Source organism: Allobosea sp. RAF48 (assembly GCF_052114025.1).
In the GTDB taxonomy this organism is placed as follows: Bacteria; Pseudomonadota; Alphaproteobacteria; order Rhizobiales; family Beijerinckiaceae; genus Allobosea.
In genome coordinates this window covers 87,916-106,980 of sequence record NZ_JBFRDZ010000009.1, presented here as the reverse complement: position 1 = coordinate 106,980, position 19,065 = coordinate 87,916, and the positions used below count along the sequence as shown (strand labels likewise).

17 protein-coding genes and 1 tRNA gene are annotated in these 19,065 nt (G+C 66.0%); 9 read left to right on the top strand and 9 right to left on the bottom strand.

Translation table 11 applies throughout. From position 1 onward, the window contains the following. The first annotated feature begins 34 nt into the window (after positions 1 to 34). Positions 35 to 634: a DUF6778 family protein gene (locus AB4Z10_RS17700; protein WP_441471697.1), complete on the top strand. Its 600-nt coding sequence runs from the start codon at positions 35 to 37 to the stop codon at positions 632 to 634. 34 nt (positions 635 to 668) lie between these two features. Here AB4Z10_RS17700 and AB4Z10_RS17695 read toward each other — a convergent pair. The 4 genes from AB4Z10_RS17695 to AB4Z10_RS17680 all read right to left on the bottom strand — a co-directional run bounded on the left by AB4Z10_RS17695 (position 669) and on the right by AB4Z10_RS17680 (position 6,127). After that, positions 669 to 755: transfer RNA gene (locus AB4Z10_RS17695), tRNA-Leu, on the bottom strand. Between the two features lie 80 nt (positions 756 to 835). Beyond that, entirely contained in the window at positions 836 to 1,492 is a 657-nt protein-coding gene (locus tag AB4Z10_RS17690; RefSeq protein ID WP_441471696.1) for a DUF1190 domain-containing protein, read from the bottom strand. A gap of 28 nt (positions 1,493 to 1,520) precedes the next feature. Next, a complete protein-coding gene (locus tag AB4Z10_RS17685) occupies positions 1,521 to 3,086 on the bottom strand; it encodes an AMP-binding protein (protein ID WP_441471695.1) in 1,566 nt (521 codons plus the stop codon). A gap of 221 nt (positions 3,087 to 3,307) precedes the next feature. After that, positions 3,308 to 6,127: a phosphoenolpyruvate carboxylase gene (locus tag AB4Z10_RS17680; RefSeq protein WP_441471694.1), complete on the bottom strand. Its 2,820-nt coding sequence runs from the start codon at positions 6,125 to 6,127 to the stop codon at positions 3,308 to 3,310. Between the two features lie 177 nt (positions 6,128 to 6,304). On the opposite strand from AB4Z10_RS17680, the gene AB4Z10_RS17675 reads away from it, so the two are divergent. The 3 genes from AB4Z10_RS17675 to AB4Z10_RS17665 all read left to right on the top strand — a co-directional run bounded on the left by AB4Z10_RS17675 (position 6,305) and on the right by AB4Z10_RS17665 (position 8,373). After that, positions 6,305 to 6,925, top strand: a complete 621-nt coding sequence (locus tag AB4Z10_RS17675) for a DUF2239 family protein (RefSeq protein ID WP_441471693.1) — start codon at positions 6,305 to 6,307, stop codon at positions 6,923 to 6,925. Then, a complete protein-coding gene (locus AB4Z10_RS17670; RefSeq protein ID WP_441471692.1) occupies positions 6,922 to 7,365 on the top strand; it encodes a DUF1330 domain-containing protein in 444 nt (147 codons plus the stop codon). Before AB4Z10_RS17675 ends, AB4Z10_RS17670 begins: the two co-directional genes overlap by 4 nt. 114 nt (positions 7,366 to 7,479) lie before the next feature. Continuing rightward, on the top strand, positions 7,480 to 8,373 hold the full coding sequence (locus AB4Z10_RS17665; RefSeq protein ID WP_441471691.1) for a DMT family transporter: 894 nt from the start codon (positions 7,480 to 7,482) through the stop codon (positions 8,371 to 8,373). Between the two features lie 16 nt (positions 8,374 to 8,389). Here AB4Z10_RS17665 and gpt read toward each other — a convergent pair whose 3' ends face one another. The 5 genes from gpt to AB4Z10_RS17640 form a co-directional block, all read right to left on the bottom strand. Further along, positions 8,390 to 8,899, bottom strand: a complete 510-nt coding sequence (gene gpt / locus AB4Z10_RS17660; protein WP_441471690.1) for a xanthine phosphoribosyltransferase — start codon at positions 8,897 to 8,899, stop codon at positions 8,390 to 8,392. Positions 8,900 to 9,021: 122 nt separating this feature from the next. Next, positions 9,022 to 10,830: a methyl-accepting chemotaxis protein gene (locus AB4Z10_RS17655; RefSeq protein ID WP_441471689.1), complete on the bottom strand. Its 1,809-nt coding sequence runs from the start codon at positions 10,828 to 10,830 to the stop codon at positions 9,022 to 9,024. A gap of 324 nt (positions 10,831 to 11,154) precedes the next feature. Next, on the bottom strand, positions 11,155 to 11,925 hold the full coding sequence (locus AB4Z10_RS17650; protein ID WP_441471688.1) for a competence/damage-inducible protein A: 771 nt from the start codon (positions 11,923 to 11,925) through the stop codon (positions 11,155 to 11,157). 201 nt (positions 11,926 to 12,126) lie between these two features. Further along, positions 12,127 to 12,981, bottom strand: a complete 855-nt coding sequence (locus AB4Z10_RS17645) for an FkbM family methyltransferase (RefSeq protein ID WP_441471687.1) — start codon at positions 12,979 to 12,981, stop codon at positions 12,127 to 12,129. Between the two features lie 65 nt (positions 12,982 to 13,046). Then, entirely contained in the window at positions 13,047 to 14,228 is a 1,182-nt protein-coding gene (locus AB4Z10_RS17640) for an HD-GYP domain-containing protein (protein WP_441471686.1), read from the bottom strand. A gap of 220 nt (positions 14,229 to 14,448) precedes the next feature. Between AB4Z10_RS17640 and map the strand changes: the two genes are divergently transcribed. The 5 genes from map to AB4Z10_RS17615 all read left to right on the top strand — a co-directional run bounded on the left by map (position 14,449) and on the right by AB4Z10_RS17615 (position 19,060). After that, the gene (map, locus tag AB4Z10_RS17635; RefSeq protein WP_441471685.1) at positions 14,449 to 15,273 is read left to right on the top strand and encodes a type I methionyl aminopeptidase; all 825 of its coding nucleotides are present in this window, start codon (positions 14,449 to 14,451) and stop codon (positions 15,271 to 15,273) included. Next, the gene (gene radC / locus AB4Z10_RS17630; protein ID WP_441471684.1) at positions 15,270 to 16,022 is read left to right on the top strand and encodes a RadC family protein; all 753 of its coding nucleotides are present in this window, start codon (positions 15,270 to 15,272) and stop codon (positions 16,020 to 16,022) included. Before map ends, radC begins: the two co-directional genes overlap by 4 nt. A gap of 32 nt (positions 16,023 to 16,054) precedes the next feature. Next, positions 16,055 to 16,426 (top strand): DUF488 domain-containing protein, encoded by a 372-nt coding sequence (locus AB4Z10_RS17625; RefSeq protein WP_441471683.1) that lies wholly within the window; start codon positions 16,055 to 16,057, stop codon positions 16,424 to 16,426. A 203-nt stretch (positions 16,427 to 16,629) separates the two neighbouring features. Beyond that, entirely contained in the window at positions 16,630 to 18,045 is a 1,416-nt protein-coding gene (locus AB4Z10_RS17620) for a circularly permuted type 2 ATP-grasp protein (RefSeq protein ID WP_441471682.1), read from the top strand. 73 nt (positions 18,046 to 18,118) lie between these two features. Further along, entirely contained in the window at positions 18,119 to 19,060 is a 942-nt protein-coding gene (locus AB4Z10_RS17615; protein ID WP_441471681.1) for an alpha-E domain-containing protein, read from the top strand. Positions 19,061 to 19,065: the final 5 nt, after the last annotated feature.

The following is a 19,065-nucleotide window of genomic DNA, read 5'->3' as shown; positions in this document are numbered from 1 at the left end:
GGATTACGCCGGCCACTGATCCAAGGGGGCGTTCATGATTAAGCGTATTCTATGCCTAGGCTTTTTGGCGTTTGTTCTTGCTGGCTGCGTCACCATGCAAAACCCGCTGTCGCAGCGGGACGTCGAAACCTTCCGCCTCGCCAGCATCCATGTAGAAACCGACGTTGCAGCGACCCTGTGGTGGGGGGACGGGGACCGCGCCTATGCGAGATCCAAGGGACGGTCGGAGGCCGAATCCGAAGAACTCTCCAAGACGCCTGAAGCGCGCGCTTTTGTCGCCAAGCTGGCTTCCGCGAAGATCGGCAACGCTCTCGAGGAGCAGCTGAAGCCGGTCATGACCGGTCACCGCCCGGTGAAAATCAGGATCAATCTGCGTCGGCTCTACATCGCCTCGGCCATCCAGCGGGTGGTCGTGGGCGGAGGCCACGAGATGGTCGCCGATGTCAGCGTGACAGACGCCAAAACCGGAGCTGTCCTCGTGAACTATCCGGAGTTCAGCGCGATCGCGCTGGCCGGCCAGGGAATCGGCGGAACAATGCTCGATGCGGCCTTGATGGCCGATCCGATCGATCGTCTGGCCCTGAACTTCGCCACCAAGTATCGCGACTGGTTGGCGCCGCAACACGCTCCCTAGACCGGGCTGCTGATGAATCACCTCGCGGCCAGCTTGGTGCGGACGGCGGGACTCGAACCCGCAAGCCTTTGAAGGCGCAAGATTTTAAGTCTCGTGCGTCTACCAGTTTCGCCACGTCCGCAGGCGTCACAGCGATAGCGGGCGGGCACGGTGCGCGCAAGCCTCCGGCCCGCCTTCGCACAGGGCGATCGCAGCGTTCCCTCAGTGCGGGCGCGCCGGCTTGTACCATTCGACCCCGTCTGGATCGACATAGAGCCCCGGCGGCACGTTCGAACCGATGCTCTTCTCCTCCATCGGAACGCGCACCGTGTCGTCGCGGTCGCCGCGTTTCACATAGGTGCCGGAGGCCTGTTCGGAATGGCGGTGTGCGCCGCGCCCGACGCTGCTGGCAAGCCCGATCACGCCCTGCCGGCCCCCAACCTTGTCCTGCAGTTCCGTCACCGGGCGGCCGACGAAGGCGACCTTGGCGCTGCCTTCGACCATGGGCAGGGCCCGCCTCGCTGCGCCCTCGCCCGTCACCCTGACGCCGACGAAACGCGGCACATAGGTCGCGCCACCCTTGCCGAAGGATTCCCAGCCGCCGGCCGAGACGACCTGCGCCCCGCAGCGCTTGTGGGCACGCTCGCAGGCCGTGCGCGTGGCGTAACGTGGCGCCCGTTGCTCGAATTCGGCGCGTGCGTTGCGATAGGCGAACTCGCATTGCTCTGCGCTGAGCAGGCCGCCTGCGATGCATTCGTCGCGCCGGACATAGGTGTTTCCGGGGCTCTGGGCCGCCAGATCGCCTGGGCTCGCAAGCGAGAGGGCAGGCGCAAGCGCGGCGACGCGCAGCGTAACGAGAATCGAGGCCGGAATCATCATGCGGTGAAACAACATTACAATTATGGCTTTACAGCAGCGCGCGCCGCGAGGCGGCGAGCTCCCGGGTTGCGCCATAGTCGATTTTGCCATTGCCGAGCACGGGGATCGATGGCGTCACCAGGATGGCGCGCGGCACCCACAGCTCCGGGAAGCCTTGCGCCTTGGCCGCCTCCTGCAGCGCCGCACGGTCTGCGTCGGGCTTCTCGGTGACGAGGATGAGCTGCTCGCCTTTGCGCGGATCGGGCAGGCCGACCACGACATGGTTCTGGTCCGGCCAGAGCTTGGCGATCATGGTCTCGACCGCTGCGAGCGAAACCATTTCGCCGCCGAGCTTCGCAAAGCGCTTGGCCCGGCCACGGATCGCGACGAAGCCGTCCTCGATCACGACGATGTCACCGGTGTCGTGCCAGCCGCCCTCCGGCGGGATGACGCGACCCGGCTGCTCCGGGTCGAGATAACCGGCCATGACGTTCGGCCCGCGCACGGTAAGCCGGCCGCCCTCATGGATGCCCTCGACGGGCTCCAGCTTCGCCTCGATGCCGGGCAGGAGCTTGCCGACAGTGCCCTCCCGGATCGCCGCCGGCGTGTTGACCGCGAGCACCGGCGAGCACTCGGTACAGCCATAGCCTTCGAGGATGGTGGTGCCGTAGGGCTCCCACATCCGCTTCGTCTCGGCCTTGACCCGCTCCGCCCCGGCGACGACGTAGCGCACGCTGCCGAGATCGTTCTTTTCCGCAGCGCGAGCGTATCCCTGCAAAAACGTATCGGTCGCCAGCAGGAAGGTCGCCTTCATGTCGCCGATCAGCTTCGGCACCTGCTTGTAGTGCAGCGGGCTCGGATAGAGCACAACCTTCATGCCGTGCAGCAGCGGCACCATCATCCCGGCGGTCAGCCCGAAAGAGTGGAAGGYCGGCAGCGGATTCATGAAGACGTCCCGCTCGGAGATCGCGCCGGCGGCATGGGCAAAGACCTGCCGCGCATTGGAGACGATGTTGGCATGGCTCAGCGCCACGCCCTTCGGCTTGCCCTCGGTTCCCGAGGTGAAGAGGATGACGGCCGTGTCGTCCGGCTTGGCCTCATAGGAACGATGGACGAGCCCCGGCAGCAGGCTCTGCAACGCGCCGAGCGCCTTGTCGAAGCTGGTGATCTGCTTGCGGAGGTCCTCGAGATAGACGACGCGCCGCCCCTCGCCGAGCGCCGCGACCTCCTCATCCAGCTTGCCCTGATCGACGAAGCGGCGCGAGGTGACGATGGTCTTGAGCTGCGCGACCTCCGCCGCCGCCCGCAGGTTGCGGACGCCGGCCGTGAAGTTGAGCAGCGCCGGCACGCGGCCATAGGCCAGGAGTGCGAACAGAGTCACCGCCATGCCCTGCATGTTCGGCAGCAGCACGCCGACATGCTCGCGCTGGGCCGTCAGCGCCGCAAGCCTGCGGCCGAGCACCAGCGCGCCCAGCACGAGCCGGCCATAGGTGATCGGCTGACGCTCGGGGTCCTCCAGCGCGATGCGGCCCTTGCCGTGGCGCGCGATGGTCTGCAGCAGGGCGCGAAAGATCGTGATCCGCGCGCCCGCGGCGTCGAAGCTGGTGGCGGCCATATCTGGCGCGTCTCCCGGTCAGCATGTCCTCTGCCGGTCAAACTAGTGAGATCGGCGCCGGTTTCAACGCTGCTTCAGACAATGCGCGGGTGCCACAGCCGTCATGCTCGCCCTTGTGGCGAGCATCCACGTCTTGAACACTGCCCTCGAAGAAGAGAAGACGTGGATGGTCGGGATAAGCCCGACCATGACGCGCGGGGCGCGGCAGCCGCCTCCCGGCATTACCCGAAGGCCCCGATCTCGTGCTGGATCGCCCCTGAAATCTCGCGGATCAGCGCGAACAGCGCCAGGATCGGCGCGAAGACGTCGCGGTGCAGGGCCTCGTAGGTGCCGCCTTCGCGCGGACCCGGAGGCTCGCCGAAATCGAGGCCGATGGTCGGGTCGGGATCGCGGGGGAATATCTCGGCCAGGAAAGCGAGACAGGCCGGCACATCGAGGCGCAGCAGCCGCTCGATCAACGCCTCGCGCGTCAGCCCCGCATGCGGCCGAAAATCCGGGATATGGGCGCAGGCAAGCCAGATCCGGTGCATCGCCGCGAGCCTGAGAGCATGGAGCGCCGCAAGCCGCGCCGGCATCTGCGGGGTGTCCTCCGCCGCCACCTTTAGCTTCAGCGCATCGGCCGAGAGCCGCCAGAACAGGCGGCGCAGCGCGGGCGCCAGCTCCAGCCGCGACAGCGCTTCCGCCACCGCCAGCAATTCCTCGCGCCGGCCTTCGCGCACCGTTCGGCGTGCCCGGTCGAACCAGCTGCCGGGGTCGAGCGAGTCGAGATAGGCCCGCAGCACGTCGAGGTCGCTATGCGCCATCGCATAGGCTGCGAGCCGATAGGCGCGATCGAAGCGCTCGGAGCGCTCGCGCATGGCGCGGAAAAGATCCGGCGAGCGCGAGGCCGCGTGGCCGACGCCGTGCATGCTGTTCGCCATCCAGCCGAGCTGCTGGAGGATGGCGTTGTTGGGGATGGCGCGCAGCTCGCGCGGATGCCGGATGCGTGTCGGCCCCGTCCCTTCCGACTGGCGCGCGGCCGGGCGCGAGCCGGTCTTGTCGAGCAGCGAGGGGCCGAAGGTGCCGATCAGGGCGGCGTAGCCGGGGTCGTCGACCAGTACGTTCATCTCCTCGCGCACGGTCTGGAAGAACTCGCTGGCAAAATCCGGCTCGTCATAGATCGGGTCGTCCACCTCCTGGGTCGGCGCGAACACCGCTTCGGCGATCCGGCCGACCGTCGCACCAGCGAGCTGCGAGGTGCCGAACAGGAGATAGCCATCGCTGCCCTGGAAGCTGGTCTCACGTACCGTCCTGATGCCGGCGCGCGCGAAGGCCTGCCGCGCATAGGCCGGGTCAAGATAGGCCAGCCGGTCCGACAGGCTGTCGGGATGGGCGCCGCGCCCGACCGACTCGCCATGGGTGTCGAAGATGACGAGCTCGACATCCTCGAGTTCGTAGCGCGCGAGCAGCTCGCAGATGCGGATGCGCAGCCGCTCGACCCAGAAGGTCGAGGCGACCTGCCCGATATAGCGCCCGGAATCGGAATAGCCGAACTGGATACACAGCCGCCCGTGGCGCTTGAGGTATTCGCGGAAATGCGGGCTACGGAGTGCCTCGTCGATGATGCGCGGCCCCTGTTCCAGCGCGTCCGAGGTCTCGAACAGCGGCGAGATCTCGATCCGGTCGGCGATACCGAAGCGACTGGCGAGCCAGAGCGCACAGAGCAGCGTGTAGCCGGTCTCGGTTTCCGCGATCAGGAAGCGCACAGGCTTCGTGCCGTCGATATGCTTCACGATCTGCGCGATCGTCATCATCATCCGCGCCGCCGAGGCCCGCTCGGCCGCCAGCGCCCCGAAATCGACGGCAACCGGTTCGACCTTGCCGAGCTCGGTGTTGGCCGCAGCGAGGAAGGCGCGGCGTTGGGCGGGCTGGCCTGGCTCCTCCTCCAGCGGAATGACCGAGCGCAGCGCGTTGTGGAGCTGCGAGGCGTTGAGCCGGAAATGCGGCAGCGCGATCGAGACGCCATGGGCGAGGCAGCCGGCCCGGATCTGTGCAAGTACGAGCCGCGTCTCGTCGTCGGCGGCATCGGCCAGGGCTGCGTCGAGCATCTCGATCAGGCCGGAGGCCTCCGGCAGCGCGGTCTCGCGTTCATGCACCAGTGAGAGCGCGAAGGCCTGCAAGGCCTGCAGCGAGGGCTGCGTGCCGATCGGCGGCGCCAGCGCGAGCTGGCGCTCCACTGCCGCCAACGCCGTGCCGACCAGCGCGTGGACAGGCCCAGCCACCGGCACGTTCGGCAGCTTTTCGAGGATGCGCGCGAACTGCCCGCTCTTCGATTCCAGCCGGTAGCGCAGCGTGTCCCACCAGCCGATATCGGTGCGCCCGTCCGTATCGCAGCCGACCCAGGAAGCGAGCGTGATCGGCTTCGGCGCAAGCTCGGTCCAGCGCTCGGGCCAGCGTTCGAGGGCGATAGCAAAGAACGCGGCGTTCAGCCGGTCGAGGGCATCGCGCGCATGGCGCACGGCGTAGCGCGCCTGCTCGAACTCGTCCTGCAGCGTGATCCGGCCATCGGGGCGGAAGCTCAGATCGGCCTCTCCGACGACCGCCTCCCCCGCAGTGCCGCCGGAGGCGAGATCGGCGAGTGCATGGCAGAGCCGGCGCGCCATGCCGAAGGTCGGATGCGCGGTGAAGACGGCGGCAAAGCGCGCCCGCTCCACGGCCTGCCGGAAATCGTCGAAGGACGCGGCCGCACCGGCCACTCCCTCCGCCAACCCGGAGAACACAGTCGCTTCATCCTTGTCGAGCCCGACATAGCGGGCGACGCGCACGGCCCGCTGCCGCAGAGCCTGCCGCCCGAGCTGACGAACCAGTTCGCCTGCCCCTTCCACGGTCAGTTCGCTGCGGTCCATCAGCCGGGTCAGCCAGAGCGTGACCCGCAGCACCGGGTTGCCAAAGGGGTCGTCGCGAGAATCCCGGCGCGCCTCCTCGATCCGACTCAGCAGTTCGTCTGCGAGCGCCTCGACGCCGGGAACTACCGGGCTTTCCTGCGCGATCTCTGCAGCCATGACCGCCCTCCCGTGGCGCGTCCGGCTTCGTAGGCACAGCCGGTTCGTGCTGCATTGCAGCATCGGATGACCGCAGCCGCAAGCCGGAACGGTATCGCCGACTCGGATAAATTTTACCCGGATCATATTGCGCGGACAAAACTACCCGGATAATAAACCCTCCGTCGAGGAGAACAGATGTCCACCAGCCTGCCCATGCACTGCACCGCCTTCCATGACGCCACCCGTATCGCCGGGGGGGCGCTGCCCGACGTCGCGCTCGCCGTGAAGGCGGCGCTGGCAGCCGATGCAGCAGCAGCGATCCTCGTCTTCGACGACGCAAGCGGAAAGGTCGTCGACCTCGATTTGCGCGGCAGCGATGCGGAGATCGTCGCACGGCTTGCGCCTCAACCAGACAAGGCCTCGAACACCGCTTCGGAAACAGGCGGTGCCGAAGCGCCGCGCGGGCGGGGCCGGCCCAAGCTCGGCGTCGTCGCGCGCGAGGTCACACTGCTGCCGCGGCATTGGGACTGGCTCGCTCTGCAGCCCGGCGGCGCTTCCCAGGTCCTGCGGCGCCTCGTCGACGAAGCGCGCAAGAACAATGGCGGGCGCAGCCGCGCCCGCGCCGCGCAAGCTGCCGCCTATGCCTTCATCTCCGCCATGGCGGGCAACCGCGAGGGCTTCGAGGAAGCCTCGCGCGCCCTCTTCGCCAGCGACGGCGAAGGTTTCGCCACCCACAGCCGGTCCTGGCCCGCCGATATCCGCGCCTACGCGCAAAAGCTGCTTGCAGGTTCGGCCGATCCGGAGCCGCGCCCGTGACGGCCTATCTCGCTCCGAGCTGGGAATCCGGCCGCGACCTCTTCAAGCGCAACATCGCCGGCGACGTCGTGATGCTCAATCTCCTGCGATTGCGGGAAATTGCCGACTACTCCGCCACGCCGCAGCTGGCGCCGGACGAACCGATCAGCGGCGCGCAGGCCTTCGAGCACTACGTCGCCCACACCCTGCCCTATCTGGAGGCCAGCGGCGGTTCTCTGCTCTTCATCGGCGAAGGCGGTCCGTTCTTCATCGGCCCGGAAGCCGAGCGGTGGGATCGCGCCATGCTGGTCAGGCAATCCTCCGTGCAGAACTTCCTCGCCTTCGCCAGCCACGAGGCTTACCTCGCCGGCTACGGGCACCGCCTGGCCGCCATCGAAGATTCGCGCCTGCTGCCGCTGGTCCTGACGCCGCCGGCGGCAGGCGGCAACCGCGCGGCATAGGCGGCACGCCGGGGCGGGCTGCGCTCAGCGCCATTGCCGGGCCTTGCGCCCAACGGCATAGCGGCGGCACTGCGCTCGCCGCGCCCCGCCCGGATCTCACAAGGCCGCCTCGACATGACCACCCGCGCGCAATGGCTCGGCATCCTCTGCGGGCTGCTGACCTCGATGATCTGGGGGGTGCAGGCCGTGGTCTCGCGGCACGCCATGCTGATCGACCTAACCCCTGCCGACGTCACGATCCTGCGCTTCGTCTCGGCCGGAGCCGTGCTGCTGCCCTGGGCGCTGAAGAACATGCGCCCCTTCCCGGTCGGTTCGCTCGGCTGGCCGCGGGCCTGGGTCATGGCCCTGCTGATCGGCCCGCTCTACAGCCTGATCCTCGTTGGAGGCGCCCATTTCGCGCCGGCCCTGCATTCATCGATCATCTCGCCCGGCCTGATCCCGGTATTCACCGCCCTGCTGGTCTTCCTCGTCACCGGCGAGCGCGCCGGGCGGATGCGGCTGATCGGCCTCGGGATTCTCGTCATCGGCATCGGCATCTTCTCACGGGACGCGCTGGCGGTGACGCCGTCGCGGCCGGACGCCTGGATCGGCGATCTGCTCTTCGTGCTGATCGCCTGCCTGTGGTCGATCTTCGGGTTGCTGGCCAGGCGCTGGGGCGTGAGCTCGCTCGAGGTCACCGCCGCCTCGTGCCTGCTCTCGGTGCCGCTGCTGGTGATCGTCGCGCTGGTGCTACCCATTCACATGGCGCGGGCACCCTTCGCCGAACTGCTGCTGCAGGCGCTCTATCAGGGCGTGCTCGTCGGGGTGGTCGCGCTCTATCTCTACGCCCGCACGGTGGCGACGCTCGGCGCGGCGAAGGCAACGCTGTTCCTGCCGCTCGTGCCGATCGCGACCGCTACCGCCAGCGCCCTGCTGCTGGCGGAAACCCCCACGCCGACGGAGCTCGTCGGCATGGCCGTGGTGGTGACGGGTATGCTGATCGCCTTCCGCTCACCCTCCGTCGGCTGAGCGGGCGAGCGTCTTCTCAGCCCTGATGCCCCTTGGCGATCGGCTCGACATAGGTGAGAGCCATATCCCAGGGGAAGTAGATCCAGGTGTCCTGGCTGACCTCGGTGACGAAGGTGTCGACCGTCGGCACGCCGGCCGGCTTGGCATAAACCGTGGCGAAATGCGCGTTCGGCAGCATTTCGCGCACGACGCGGGCCGTCTTGCCGGTGTCGGTCAGGTCGTCGACGACCAGCACGCCCTTGCCCTTGCCGTCGCCGATCGCCTTGATGTTCGGCGCGATGTCCTTGAGCACCCTGAGTTCGGACTGGTTGCGGTAATCGTGATAGCTCGCGACGCAGACCGTCTCGATCATGCGCAGGCCCAGCTCGCGGCAGATGATCGCCGCCGGCACCAGACCGCCGCGGGTGATGCAGACCATCGCCTCGAAGGGTCCCTTTTCGGCGAGGCGCCAGGCGAGCGCGCGGGCATCGCGGTGGAACTGATCCCAGGAAACCGGGAAAGCCTTGTTCGAGGACGGTTCGGCCATGGCGTCGCGCTCCGGGCTGGTGGCGGCGCAGGACGCGCCGGTTTTAAGTCCGAAAAGCCTATCGGCGCGCGCCTGACAAGAGGCACGCGCCGAACATCCCCAGCCGAGCCGGCGATTGCGCCTCAGAATTCGGCCCAGCCATCCGCTCCGCCGCCGGACGCCACTCTCCGGCCACGGGGGATGGACACCGCCGACGGCACGGCGCGCAGCGCCGGTGCCGCAGCGCGGATGGGCTGTAGCGCCGGCCTGGAATGCTCGCTTCCAAGCCTGAAAGACGCCGCCATCGTGCTCAATTGCTCGGTTTCCAGCTGGAGGTCGCGGGCAACCCGGGCGCTCTGTTCGGCAAGGAGCGAGTTCTGCTGCGTGATCTCGTCCATATGCGCGACCGTGCGGGCCATCTCGTCGATGCCGTTGGCCTGCTCGGTCGTTGCCTGCGAGATCTCGCTGACGGTCGAGGCGACTTTCGAGGCCGCATCCACGATCTCGTGCAATGTCGTGCCGGCATCCTTGACGAGGCCGACACCCGCTTGAATCTGTTGCGCGGAATTCGCGATCAACGCCTTGACGCCGTTGGCGGATTCGCTGCAGCGGGCAGCCAGCGCACGCACCTCGGTCGCAACCACGGCGAAGCCGCGTCCTGCCTCGCCGGCCCGGGCAGCCTCGACCGCGGCATTGAGCGCCAGCAGATTGGTCTGGAAGGCGATCTCGTCGATCATCGAGATGATCTCGGAGATGCCGGACGAGGCCTTCTCGATCCGCCCCATCGCCTCCACCGCCTGCGTGACGATGGCGCCGCCGCGCGCGGCAACTGCGCTCGCATCATTGCCGAGCTGCACCGCCATTTTCGAATTGCCGGCGCTGTGCTTGACCGAAGCCGCAAGCTCTTCCGTCGTCGCCGCCGTCTGCTGCAAACTGGCGGCATTGGCCTCCGTTCGCTCCGCCAGCTGCTGGCTGTCGGAAGTGATCTTCAGCGAGGCGCCATCGATGCGTCCTGAGATGTCGCGGACCGAGCCGACCACCTCCGCCAGCGTATCGAGCAGATCGTTGACCCCGTTGCAGAGCGTAGCGACTTCCCCGCTCTTGCCGTCGAGCGGCACGCGGCCGGTCAGATCCTTGTTCTTGGCGAGCGCGATGACCTCGCTCGTCTCCTTCACGGCAGCTTCGAGCTGCTTGCCCTTGAAGGTCGCGGTGATGTCGCTGGCGAACTTCACGACCTTGTAGGGCCGTCCCTGCGCATCGAGGATCGGGTTGTAGCTCGCCTGGATCCAGATCTCCTTGCCGCCCTTGCCGATGCGCCGGTACTGCCCGGCGTCGTATTCGCCGCGTCCCAGCCGCTCCCAGAAGGCGCGGTAGGTCGATGATTCGCGCTCTGCGGGATCGACGAACATCCTGTGGTGGTGGCCGACGATATCCGCAAGTTCATAGCCGAGAACGCTCAGGAAGTTCTCGTTCGCGTGCAGGATCTTGCCGGAGAGATCGAACTCGATCACGGCCTGCGCCTTGTCGATTGCGGCGCGCTGCCCTTCGAGATCGGCAAGGCGGTTCTTCTGTTCGGTGACATCGAAAGCGTATTTGATCACCCCGATCGGCTTGCCGCCGGCGCCCATGATCGGATTGTAGCTCGCCTGGATCCAGACTTCCTTGCCGCCCTTGCCGACGCGAAGGTATTGCCCACGCGAAAATTCGCCTCGCCCAAGATCGACCCAGAACTGCTGGTAGCTCGCGCTGATCTTTTCTTCCGGCGTCACGAACATGCTGTGGTGCTGACCTTTGATTTCGGCCAGCGTGTAACCCATCGTAGTGAGAAAATTTGCGTTTGCGTCCAGTATTTTCCCGTCGATATCGAATTCGATGACCGCTTGCGATCGGTTGATCGCCTCAAGCTGGCCCGCGGTATGCTTGTTCGAGAATAGGCCGGAAAAGAGCGACATCAATATCCCCCCTTTTGGCGCGGCCCCGCGCATCAGGCTTCGTCTCGGGCCAGCGCCGTCATGAAAGCCGTCATCGAACGCCCGCTACGCGAAAACGTAGCGACAAGAGCCGAATTCTTTTCGGCTACTGGGGGATCATGGCGTCAACTGATTGATGAATGATGTATATGTAGTTCAATATGCCATAAGACATAAAATAAAGAAATATTCACGTATAAAATACTGCTACAAAACAATAAGAAGACAGGCCATTACCCTATTCCGCATCGTTTTGGAGCAGAAAACAAGAGTTGAATCGTGCCCTAGCCGCAAAGGCCGAAACACTTATTTATCGTCTTTCCTACTTTGATTTTCGAAAGCAATCATAGCCTTCACATCGCCCATGGCAGCCTGGAGCTTGTCTGCTTCGCGCGACCGCACGACGATGTTCGTGTCCGGCCCGGTGTCCGACCAAAACGGATAGGAGCCGATCGAGACCGCCGGATGAGCCCTAGCGATCTCCGCCAGCGGGCCGCCTATATCGCCCTCGCGGAGACCGGCGCGGACGGTGTCGGAGAGGATCTTGGTCCCGGTCCGCAGCGTCGGTGCCACGACATCGAGCATGGCTTGCATGATCGCCGGAACGCCAGCCATCACATAGACATTCCCGATATTGAAGCCCGGCGCCTTTGAGATGGCATTGGCGATCAGTTCGGCACCGGCGGGAATGCGGGCCATCCGCATGCGCGCCTCGTTGAGCTCGGCCGGCGAGAAGCGCTCCGACAGCATCGCGACCGCGCGCGGATCGTAGTCGATGTCGACGCCAAAGGCGGCCGCGACCGAATCGGCCGTGATGTCGTCATGGGTCGGCCCGATACCGCCGGTGGTGAAGACATAGCTGTAGCGGTTCCGCAGGGCGTTGAGCGCCGCGACGATCTCCTCGGTGACGTCCGGCACCACCCGGACCTCGCGCAACTCGATGCCGATATTGGTGAGGTACTCGGCGATATAGCCGATGTTCTTGTCCTTCGTGCGCCCCGACAGGATCTCGTCGCCGATCACCAGGATCGCGGCCGTCACGATGGCGGCGGAGGAACTGGCTTCACTGGCGGTCATGGCGGCGCTCCTGGCTTGCAGCACAAGAGCTATAGCATCAGGCCGAAAAGTGGAATCGACTTTTCGGAAAAATGCGATGCGATAACAGATAGATAGAATACCACCGCCGCGTCCGGCGGGACGCGCGGTGGTCTATGGCATATTTGCGCGGTGCTCAAGCAGCTCCGCAGACGCGCCCCTGCGCGGCACGGACGCGCCGGTTCAGGCGCGCTTGCGCTCGAAGGCGAGATTGAGCCGCGTCTGCGAAACGAGTTCGTAACCGCTGCGCGTCAGCAGCCCGACGAGGTCGCTCTGCCAGCGCTGGCGCGAATCCTCGATGATGATGAAGCTCGGCCAGAGCGCCTCCGGCGCATCGCGCAGGAAAGGCTCGAGAATGATGTCCTCGGCGCCCTCGACATCGAGCTTGATCGCGTCGATCCGCTCATAGCCCTCGCCCTGGACCAGAGCGAGCAGGGTCATCGCCGGCACCTTCAGCGCGGTTCCCGCGCTCGAATTGATGATACGGACGCTCGACTCGCCGCGATTGGCCTGATCGATGAACAGGGTCAGCTCGCCCGGCTTGTCGGCCAGAGCGCAGGCCACCGCCTTGATCGTGCCGAACGGGTTCTGCGCGATGTTGAAAGCGAGCCGCGCGAAAATATCCGGCTGCGGCTCGACCGCGAGGATGCGCGCGCCGCGCCCCGCCTGCGCCGCCACGAACAAGGAATAGGCGCCGACATTCGCGCCGACATCGATGAAGGTGAAGCCTTCGCGCAGCCGCGCCGTCAGCATCTCGCGCTCCGACACGTCGAAACTCTGCGGCGTGAACAGCACGCGCTTCTCGCAGATATTGCCGTTCGGATGGAGCCGCATCCTGGCGCCGAGCGCCTCGATGTCGACCGGGGTACCGTCGAGCGCGCGCACGGCGATGCTGCGCAGCGCAAGGGCGAGCTTGCGCCCCAGGAAGCTGTTGGTGGTCGCGCGTGTCCAGGCGATGATGCGTGCGACGAAGGCTTTCGGGGCAAAGGCGCCGTAAGGCCGCTCCTCGCCAGCGGATTGATCGATCATGGTGGCCATCGGGCCAGCCTGATACACCTCGCGGCGCCGGGACGCCAGTCGTCAGGATACACAATCGCCTGACGTCACCGCGCGTCGGCGAAACGCGAATGGATCTCGCCGAACAGGGGCGCGATCTCGATGAAGACATCGACGAGCCGGGGATCGAACTGCCGCCCACGTTCGCTCAGGATCACGGCGACCGCCTCGTCATGCGTCATCGCCGCCTTGTAGACCCGCTCCGTGACAAGAGCGTCGTAGACGTCGGCAATCGCCATCAGCCGCCCCGCCAGCGGAATGGCCTGGCCGGCAAGACCTTGCGGATAGCCGGCCCCGTCCCAGCGCTCATGATGCGTATAGGCGATTTCCTTGGCGAGCCGGAGAAAGGAGCTCGATCCGCCCAGATGGCGCTCGGCATTGGCGATGGCGACACGTCCGAGCTCGGCATGGGTTTGCATCACGGCCCGCTCTTCCTCGTCGAGCTTTCCGGGCTTCAGCAGGATGCTGTCGGGAATGCCGACCTTGCCGATGTCGTGCAGCGGAGCCGACTTGAACAGCAGGTCCAGGGCCGCGTCGTCCAGTTCCTCGGAGAAGAGGCCTCGCTCCCGGGCGCCCTCCGCAAGCGCTCGCAGATAATGCTGGGTGCGGCGGACATGATTGGCCGTCTCGTTGTCGCGCGTCTCCGCGAGCGACGCCATGGCCAGGATGATGGCATCCTTCGCCCGCTCCGCTTCCTCCAGCGCGGCCGAGAGCGAATTCACCAGCGCGATGTTCGTCATGGCGACGGCCGCGCTGTTGGCGATCCGCCTCAGGGCCCGGATCACCTCGGGCTGGGGACGATGACGGCGGGCCCAGTAGGCACCGATCGCGGCGACCGGGTCGTCCTGCCTCACCGGCACCATGACCAGGCTGCGCACGAAGGTCGGACGATAGGCGGCATGGGGAACGCGGTCGTCCGCGTAGATGTCCTCGATGACGACGATCTCGCCGTGCCGCATGGCCCAGCCGGAAATGCAGGCCTCCATCGGAAAACGCTGGCCTTTCCAGAGCGGCGTAACGGCGTCCTCGTCGGCATAGTAGCAACGGCCGTTCTCACGCAGGACGAAGCTGATGCCGTCCGCGCCGGTCAGCCCCCGCGCGTTGCGGCGCACCACGGCCATGACCTCGTCGAGGCCGCGGGCCATTGCGAGATCGACGACCAAGGCATCGAGCGCGCTGAGCGTCGGGTCGGGAGTATCGGCGGCCAGGCTGGAAACAGACGCTTGCATGTGTCCAAAGGGAAGCGAGCCGGTCGAATCGAGGGTGCGGCGACGAATTGCCTCAAAAAAGTTACAATCCCGCAAATCCCGAAGCAACAATCATTCGCGCGCCACGAACCTTACGGCATCACGGAAGCTGCATGCCCGCACCCGCATGCCTCCCGCATTCAACCGGCTTGCGCCTCCCACCAAACGCAATAGATATGGGGGGAGGAGTTTTCCGCGCGCGATGACATTCGAAGACACCATCGGCCGCTCGCGTTCGCGCGAGCCCGCCATCAAAATTCATGGCCCCGAAGCCTTCGCGGCCATGCACAAGGCCGGGCGCCTGACGGCGGAGGGGCTCGACATGCTCGGCTCTTATGTCAAGCCGGGCGTCACCACCCAGCGCCTCGACGATCTCGCCTTCCAGTTCGCCATGGACAACGGCGCCTACCCGGCAACCTTGTTCTATCGCGGCTACACCAAGTCGATCTGCACCTCGATCAACCACGTCGTCTGCCACGGCATTCCCGACGACAAGCCGCTGCGCGAAGGCGACATCCTCAACATCGACTACACGCTGATCGTCGATGGCTGGCACGGCGATTCGAGCCGCATGTACGGCGTCGGCGAGATCTCGCGGAAGGCCGAGCGGCTGATCGAGATCACTTATGAGAGCTTGCTGCGCGGCATCAAGGCCGTGCGCGCCGGCGCCACGACCGGCGACATCGGCTTCGCCATCCAGCGCTATGCCGAGGCCGAGCGCTGCTCGGTGGTGCGTGACTTCTGCGGCCACGGCATCGGCCAGCTCTTCCATGACGCGCCGAACATCCTGCATTACGGCAGCCCCGGCGAAGGCATCGAGCTCAAGCCGGGCATGGTCTTCACCATCGAGCCGATGATCAATCTCGGCAAACCGGGGGTGAAGGTGCTTTCGGATGGCTGGACTGCGGTGACGCGCGACCGCTCGCTCTCCGCCCAGTTCGAGCATCAGATCGGCGTCACCGAGACGGGCTGCGAGATCTTCACGCTCTCGCCGGCCGGCCTCGACAATCCGCTCGCCGCAAAATGAGCGCCGGCGTCGGCAAGGGACCACGCAAGGCACCCTCGCCTGACGTCTTTGCCGAAGCCCCTGCCCCGCAAGCGCCGGCGCCGCATTATCACGGCCACCGCGAGCGGCTGCGCGCCCGCTTCCAGGAAGGCGGGGCCGACGCGCTGCCCGATTATGAGCTGCTGGAGCTGCTGCTGTTTCGTTCCATCCCGCAGCGCGACATCAAGCCGCTCGCCAAGGAGCTGATCCAGCGCTTCGGCTCCTTCGCCGAGGTGCTGGCCGCGCCGGCCTCGCGTCTCACCGAGGTGAAGGGCGTCGGCGAGGGCGTGGCGCTCGATCTCAAGATCGTCGAAGCCGCGCTGAAGCGCATGGCCAAGGGCGCGGTCTCCAAGCGGCCCGTCCTGTCCTCCTGGTCCTCGGTGCTCGATTATTGCCGCATGGCGATGGCCTTCGCGGAACGCGAGCAGTTCCGCATCCTCTTCCTCGACAAGAAGAACGCACTGATCGCCGACGAGGTGCAGCAGACCGGCACGGTCGATCACACGCCGGTCTATCCGCGCGAGGTCATGCGCCGGGCGCTGGAACTCTCGGCTTCGGCGATCATCCTCGTGCACAACCACCCGTCCGGGGACCCGACGCCCTCGGGGGCCGACATGCGGATGACGCGCGAGCTCGTCGATATCGCCAAGCCACTCGGCATCGCCATCCACGACCACATCATCGTCGGCCGCGACGGCCATGCGAGCTTCCGCAGCCTCGGCCTGATCTGAGCCGCACACCACCTCCACGGGAGGCAGAGCACATGTCGCAGCTGACAGTGAAACGTGTCTACGATTCGCCGGCCCCCAGCGATGGCATGCGAATCCTGGTCGATCGGTTGTGGCCGCGCGGCATCGCCAAGGACAGGATCGACCTCTGGCTCAAGGAGATCGCGCCCAGCGACACCTTGCGGCACGAATTCCACGGCCACCCCGACCGCTGGGATGAGTTTCGCGCAGCCTATGCTGCCGAACTCGGCACAGCGCCGGCGCAGGCGGCCGTTGCCACGCTGGACGAGAAGCTGAAGGAAGGCCCGGTGACCTTGCTTTACGCTGCGAAGGACGAGCATCGGAACAATGCCGAAGCCTTGAGGCTCTGGCTGCAGGAACGATCCATTTCGACTAAAACCGCCTAGAAGCGCCCTCGCCGCGAGGCTTGGCGGCAGAAGTGCCCGCCGTCGGCGCGATTTCATCTTCGCGTATTTCCGCTCGGTTGCGCGAACACCTCACGCAATCTTGCTCATGAATTAGGCAGACCCGACCAATTGGCGGCCTCTCCCCCCTCTTCCCGAACGCCAGCGAATGCGCATAGGCTGGCCGAAAAGGGGAAGAGGGCAGCATGGTCGCATTCGATGAAATGACCGGCTCGGGCACGGAGCTGCGGCCCGCCTACGAAGCTCTCGACCGCTGGCTGAAGGAGGCCCCGCCGGAAACCCTCGCCTTGAGGCGTAGCCAGGCCGAACTGTTCTTCCGCCGCATCGGCATTACCTTCGCCGTCTATGGCGACGCCGAATCGACCGAACGGCTGATCCCCTTCGACATCATCCCGCGCGTCCTGACCAAGCCGGAATGGACCAAGCTGGAGAAGGGCCTGCGCCAGCGTGTCACCGCGCTCAACATGTTCCTTGCCGATGTCTACGGGCCGAAGGAATGCCTGAAGGCCGGCATCATTCCGCCGGATCTGGTCTACCGGAACGCCTGCTACCAACTCGAAATGGTCGATTTCAAGGTGCCTCACGGCATCTACTGCCACGTCGCAGGCATCGATGTGGTGCGGGTCGACGCGGATACCTTCTACGTCCTCGAGGACAATGCGCGCACGCCCTCCGGCGTCTCCTACATGATGGAGAACCGGGAGGTGATGCTCAGGCTCTTCCCCGAGCTCTTCGCCACGCATCGCGTCGCGCCGGTCGATAATTATCCGGACCAGTTGCTGGCGACGCTGCGCTCGGTCGCACCGCGCAGCGCCCCCTCCGACCCGACGATCTGCCTCCTGACGCCCGGCCAGTACAATTCGGCCTTCTACGAGCACTCCTTCCTCGCCGACAAGCTCGGCGTCGAGCTGGTCGAGGGCTCGGACCTGCTGGTCAAGGACGACGTCGTCTACATGCGCACGACGCAGGGGCCGAAGCGCGTCGACGTGATCTACCGGCGTATCGACGACGATTTCATCGATCCGCTCGTCTTCCGCAGCGACTCGATTCTGGGCGTGCCGGGCATCATCGGCGCCTACAAGGCCGGCAACGTCACGCTGGCCAACGCGGTGGGTACCGGCGTCGCCGACGACAAGGCGGTCTACAGCTACATGCCGGAGATCGTGAAGTTCTTCACCGGCGAGGAGCCGATCCTGAAGAACGTCCCGACCTTCCGCTGCCGCGAGCCGGAAGCCAACGCCTACGTCCTCGACAATCTCGAGAAGCTCGTCGTCAAGGAGGTCAACGGCTCCGGCGGTTACGGGATGCTCGTCGGCCCGCACGCCAACAAGGCGCAGATCGAGACATTCCGGCGCAAGCTCAAGGCCCAGCCCGAGGGCTTCATCGCGCAGCCGACGCTGGCGCTCTCGACCTGCCCGACCTTCGTTGCCTCGGGCGTGGCGCCGCGCCATGTCGACCTGCGTCCCTATGTGCTTTCCGGCGCCAACGGCATCTCCTGCGTGCCCGGCGGGCTGACCCGCGTCGCACTCAAGGAAGGCTCGCTCGTCGTCAATTCGAGCCAGGGCGGCGGCACCAAGGACACCTGGGTGCTCGACGCATGACGGACGCAGCCTCACGCCACGCCATCATGTCCCCGCAACCGACTGCCCTGCTGCGGAAAGGCTCTCGCTGATCATGCTTTCGCGTACTGCCGACAGCCTCTACTGGGTTTCCCGCTATGTCGAGCGGGCCGAATATCTCGCCCGCATCCTCGACGCGACCACCCGCCTCACCAACCTGCCCTCGACCTATGGCGGCGCCGGCACGGAATGGCAGAGCGCGGTCTTGACCGCCGGCTGCGAGGACACCTTCGCCCGGGCCTATGGCGAAGCGAACGAGCGCAATGTCTGCGATTTCCTGACCTTCAATCCCGACAACCCCTCCTCGATCCGCAACTGCCTCGCCCAGGCGCGCTCCAATGCGCGAGCGGTGCGCACGGCGCTGACCTCGGAGATGTGGGATGCGCTGAACGGCGCCTGGCTGGAACTGCAGCGCTTCGAGAAGAAGCGCATGGATCGCGAGGAATTCGCCCGCTTTCTCGACTGGGTGAAGAACGTCTCGCTGGTCTTCGATGGCTCGGCCTACCGCACCATGCTGCGCGACGACAGCTACTGGTTCTCGCGGCTGGGCGTCTATATCGAGCGCGCCGACAACACCGCTCGTATCCTCGACGTGAAGTACCATATGCTGCTGCCGGCCAACGAACAGGTCGGCGGCTCGCTCGACTACTTCCAGTGGACGACAGTGCTGCGCGAGGTTTCCGCGCTGACTGCTTATCACTGGGTCTATCGCGAGGCGGTGAAGCCGATCCTGATCGCCGATCTGCTTATCCTGAACCGCCGCATGCCCCGCTCGCTCGCCGCCTGCTACGAGAACATCTCGCGCTTCCTCGACCATCTCGGCGACGCCTATGGCCGGCAGGGCGCGGCCCAGCGCCAGGCGCGCAAGACGCTGGCGGGCCTCAGCAACACCCGGATCGACGATGTCTTCGATCATGGGCTGCACGAGTTCATCGAGGAGTTCATCACGGAGAACAATCGCCTCGGCAACACCATTTTCGAGCAGTATCTGCAATGAAAGGC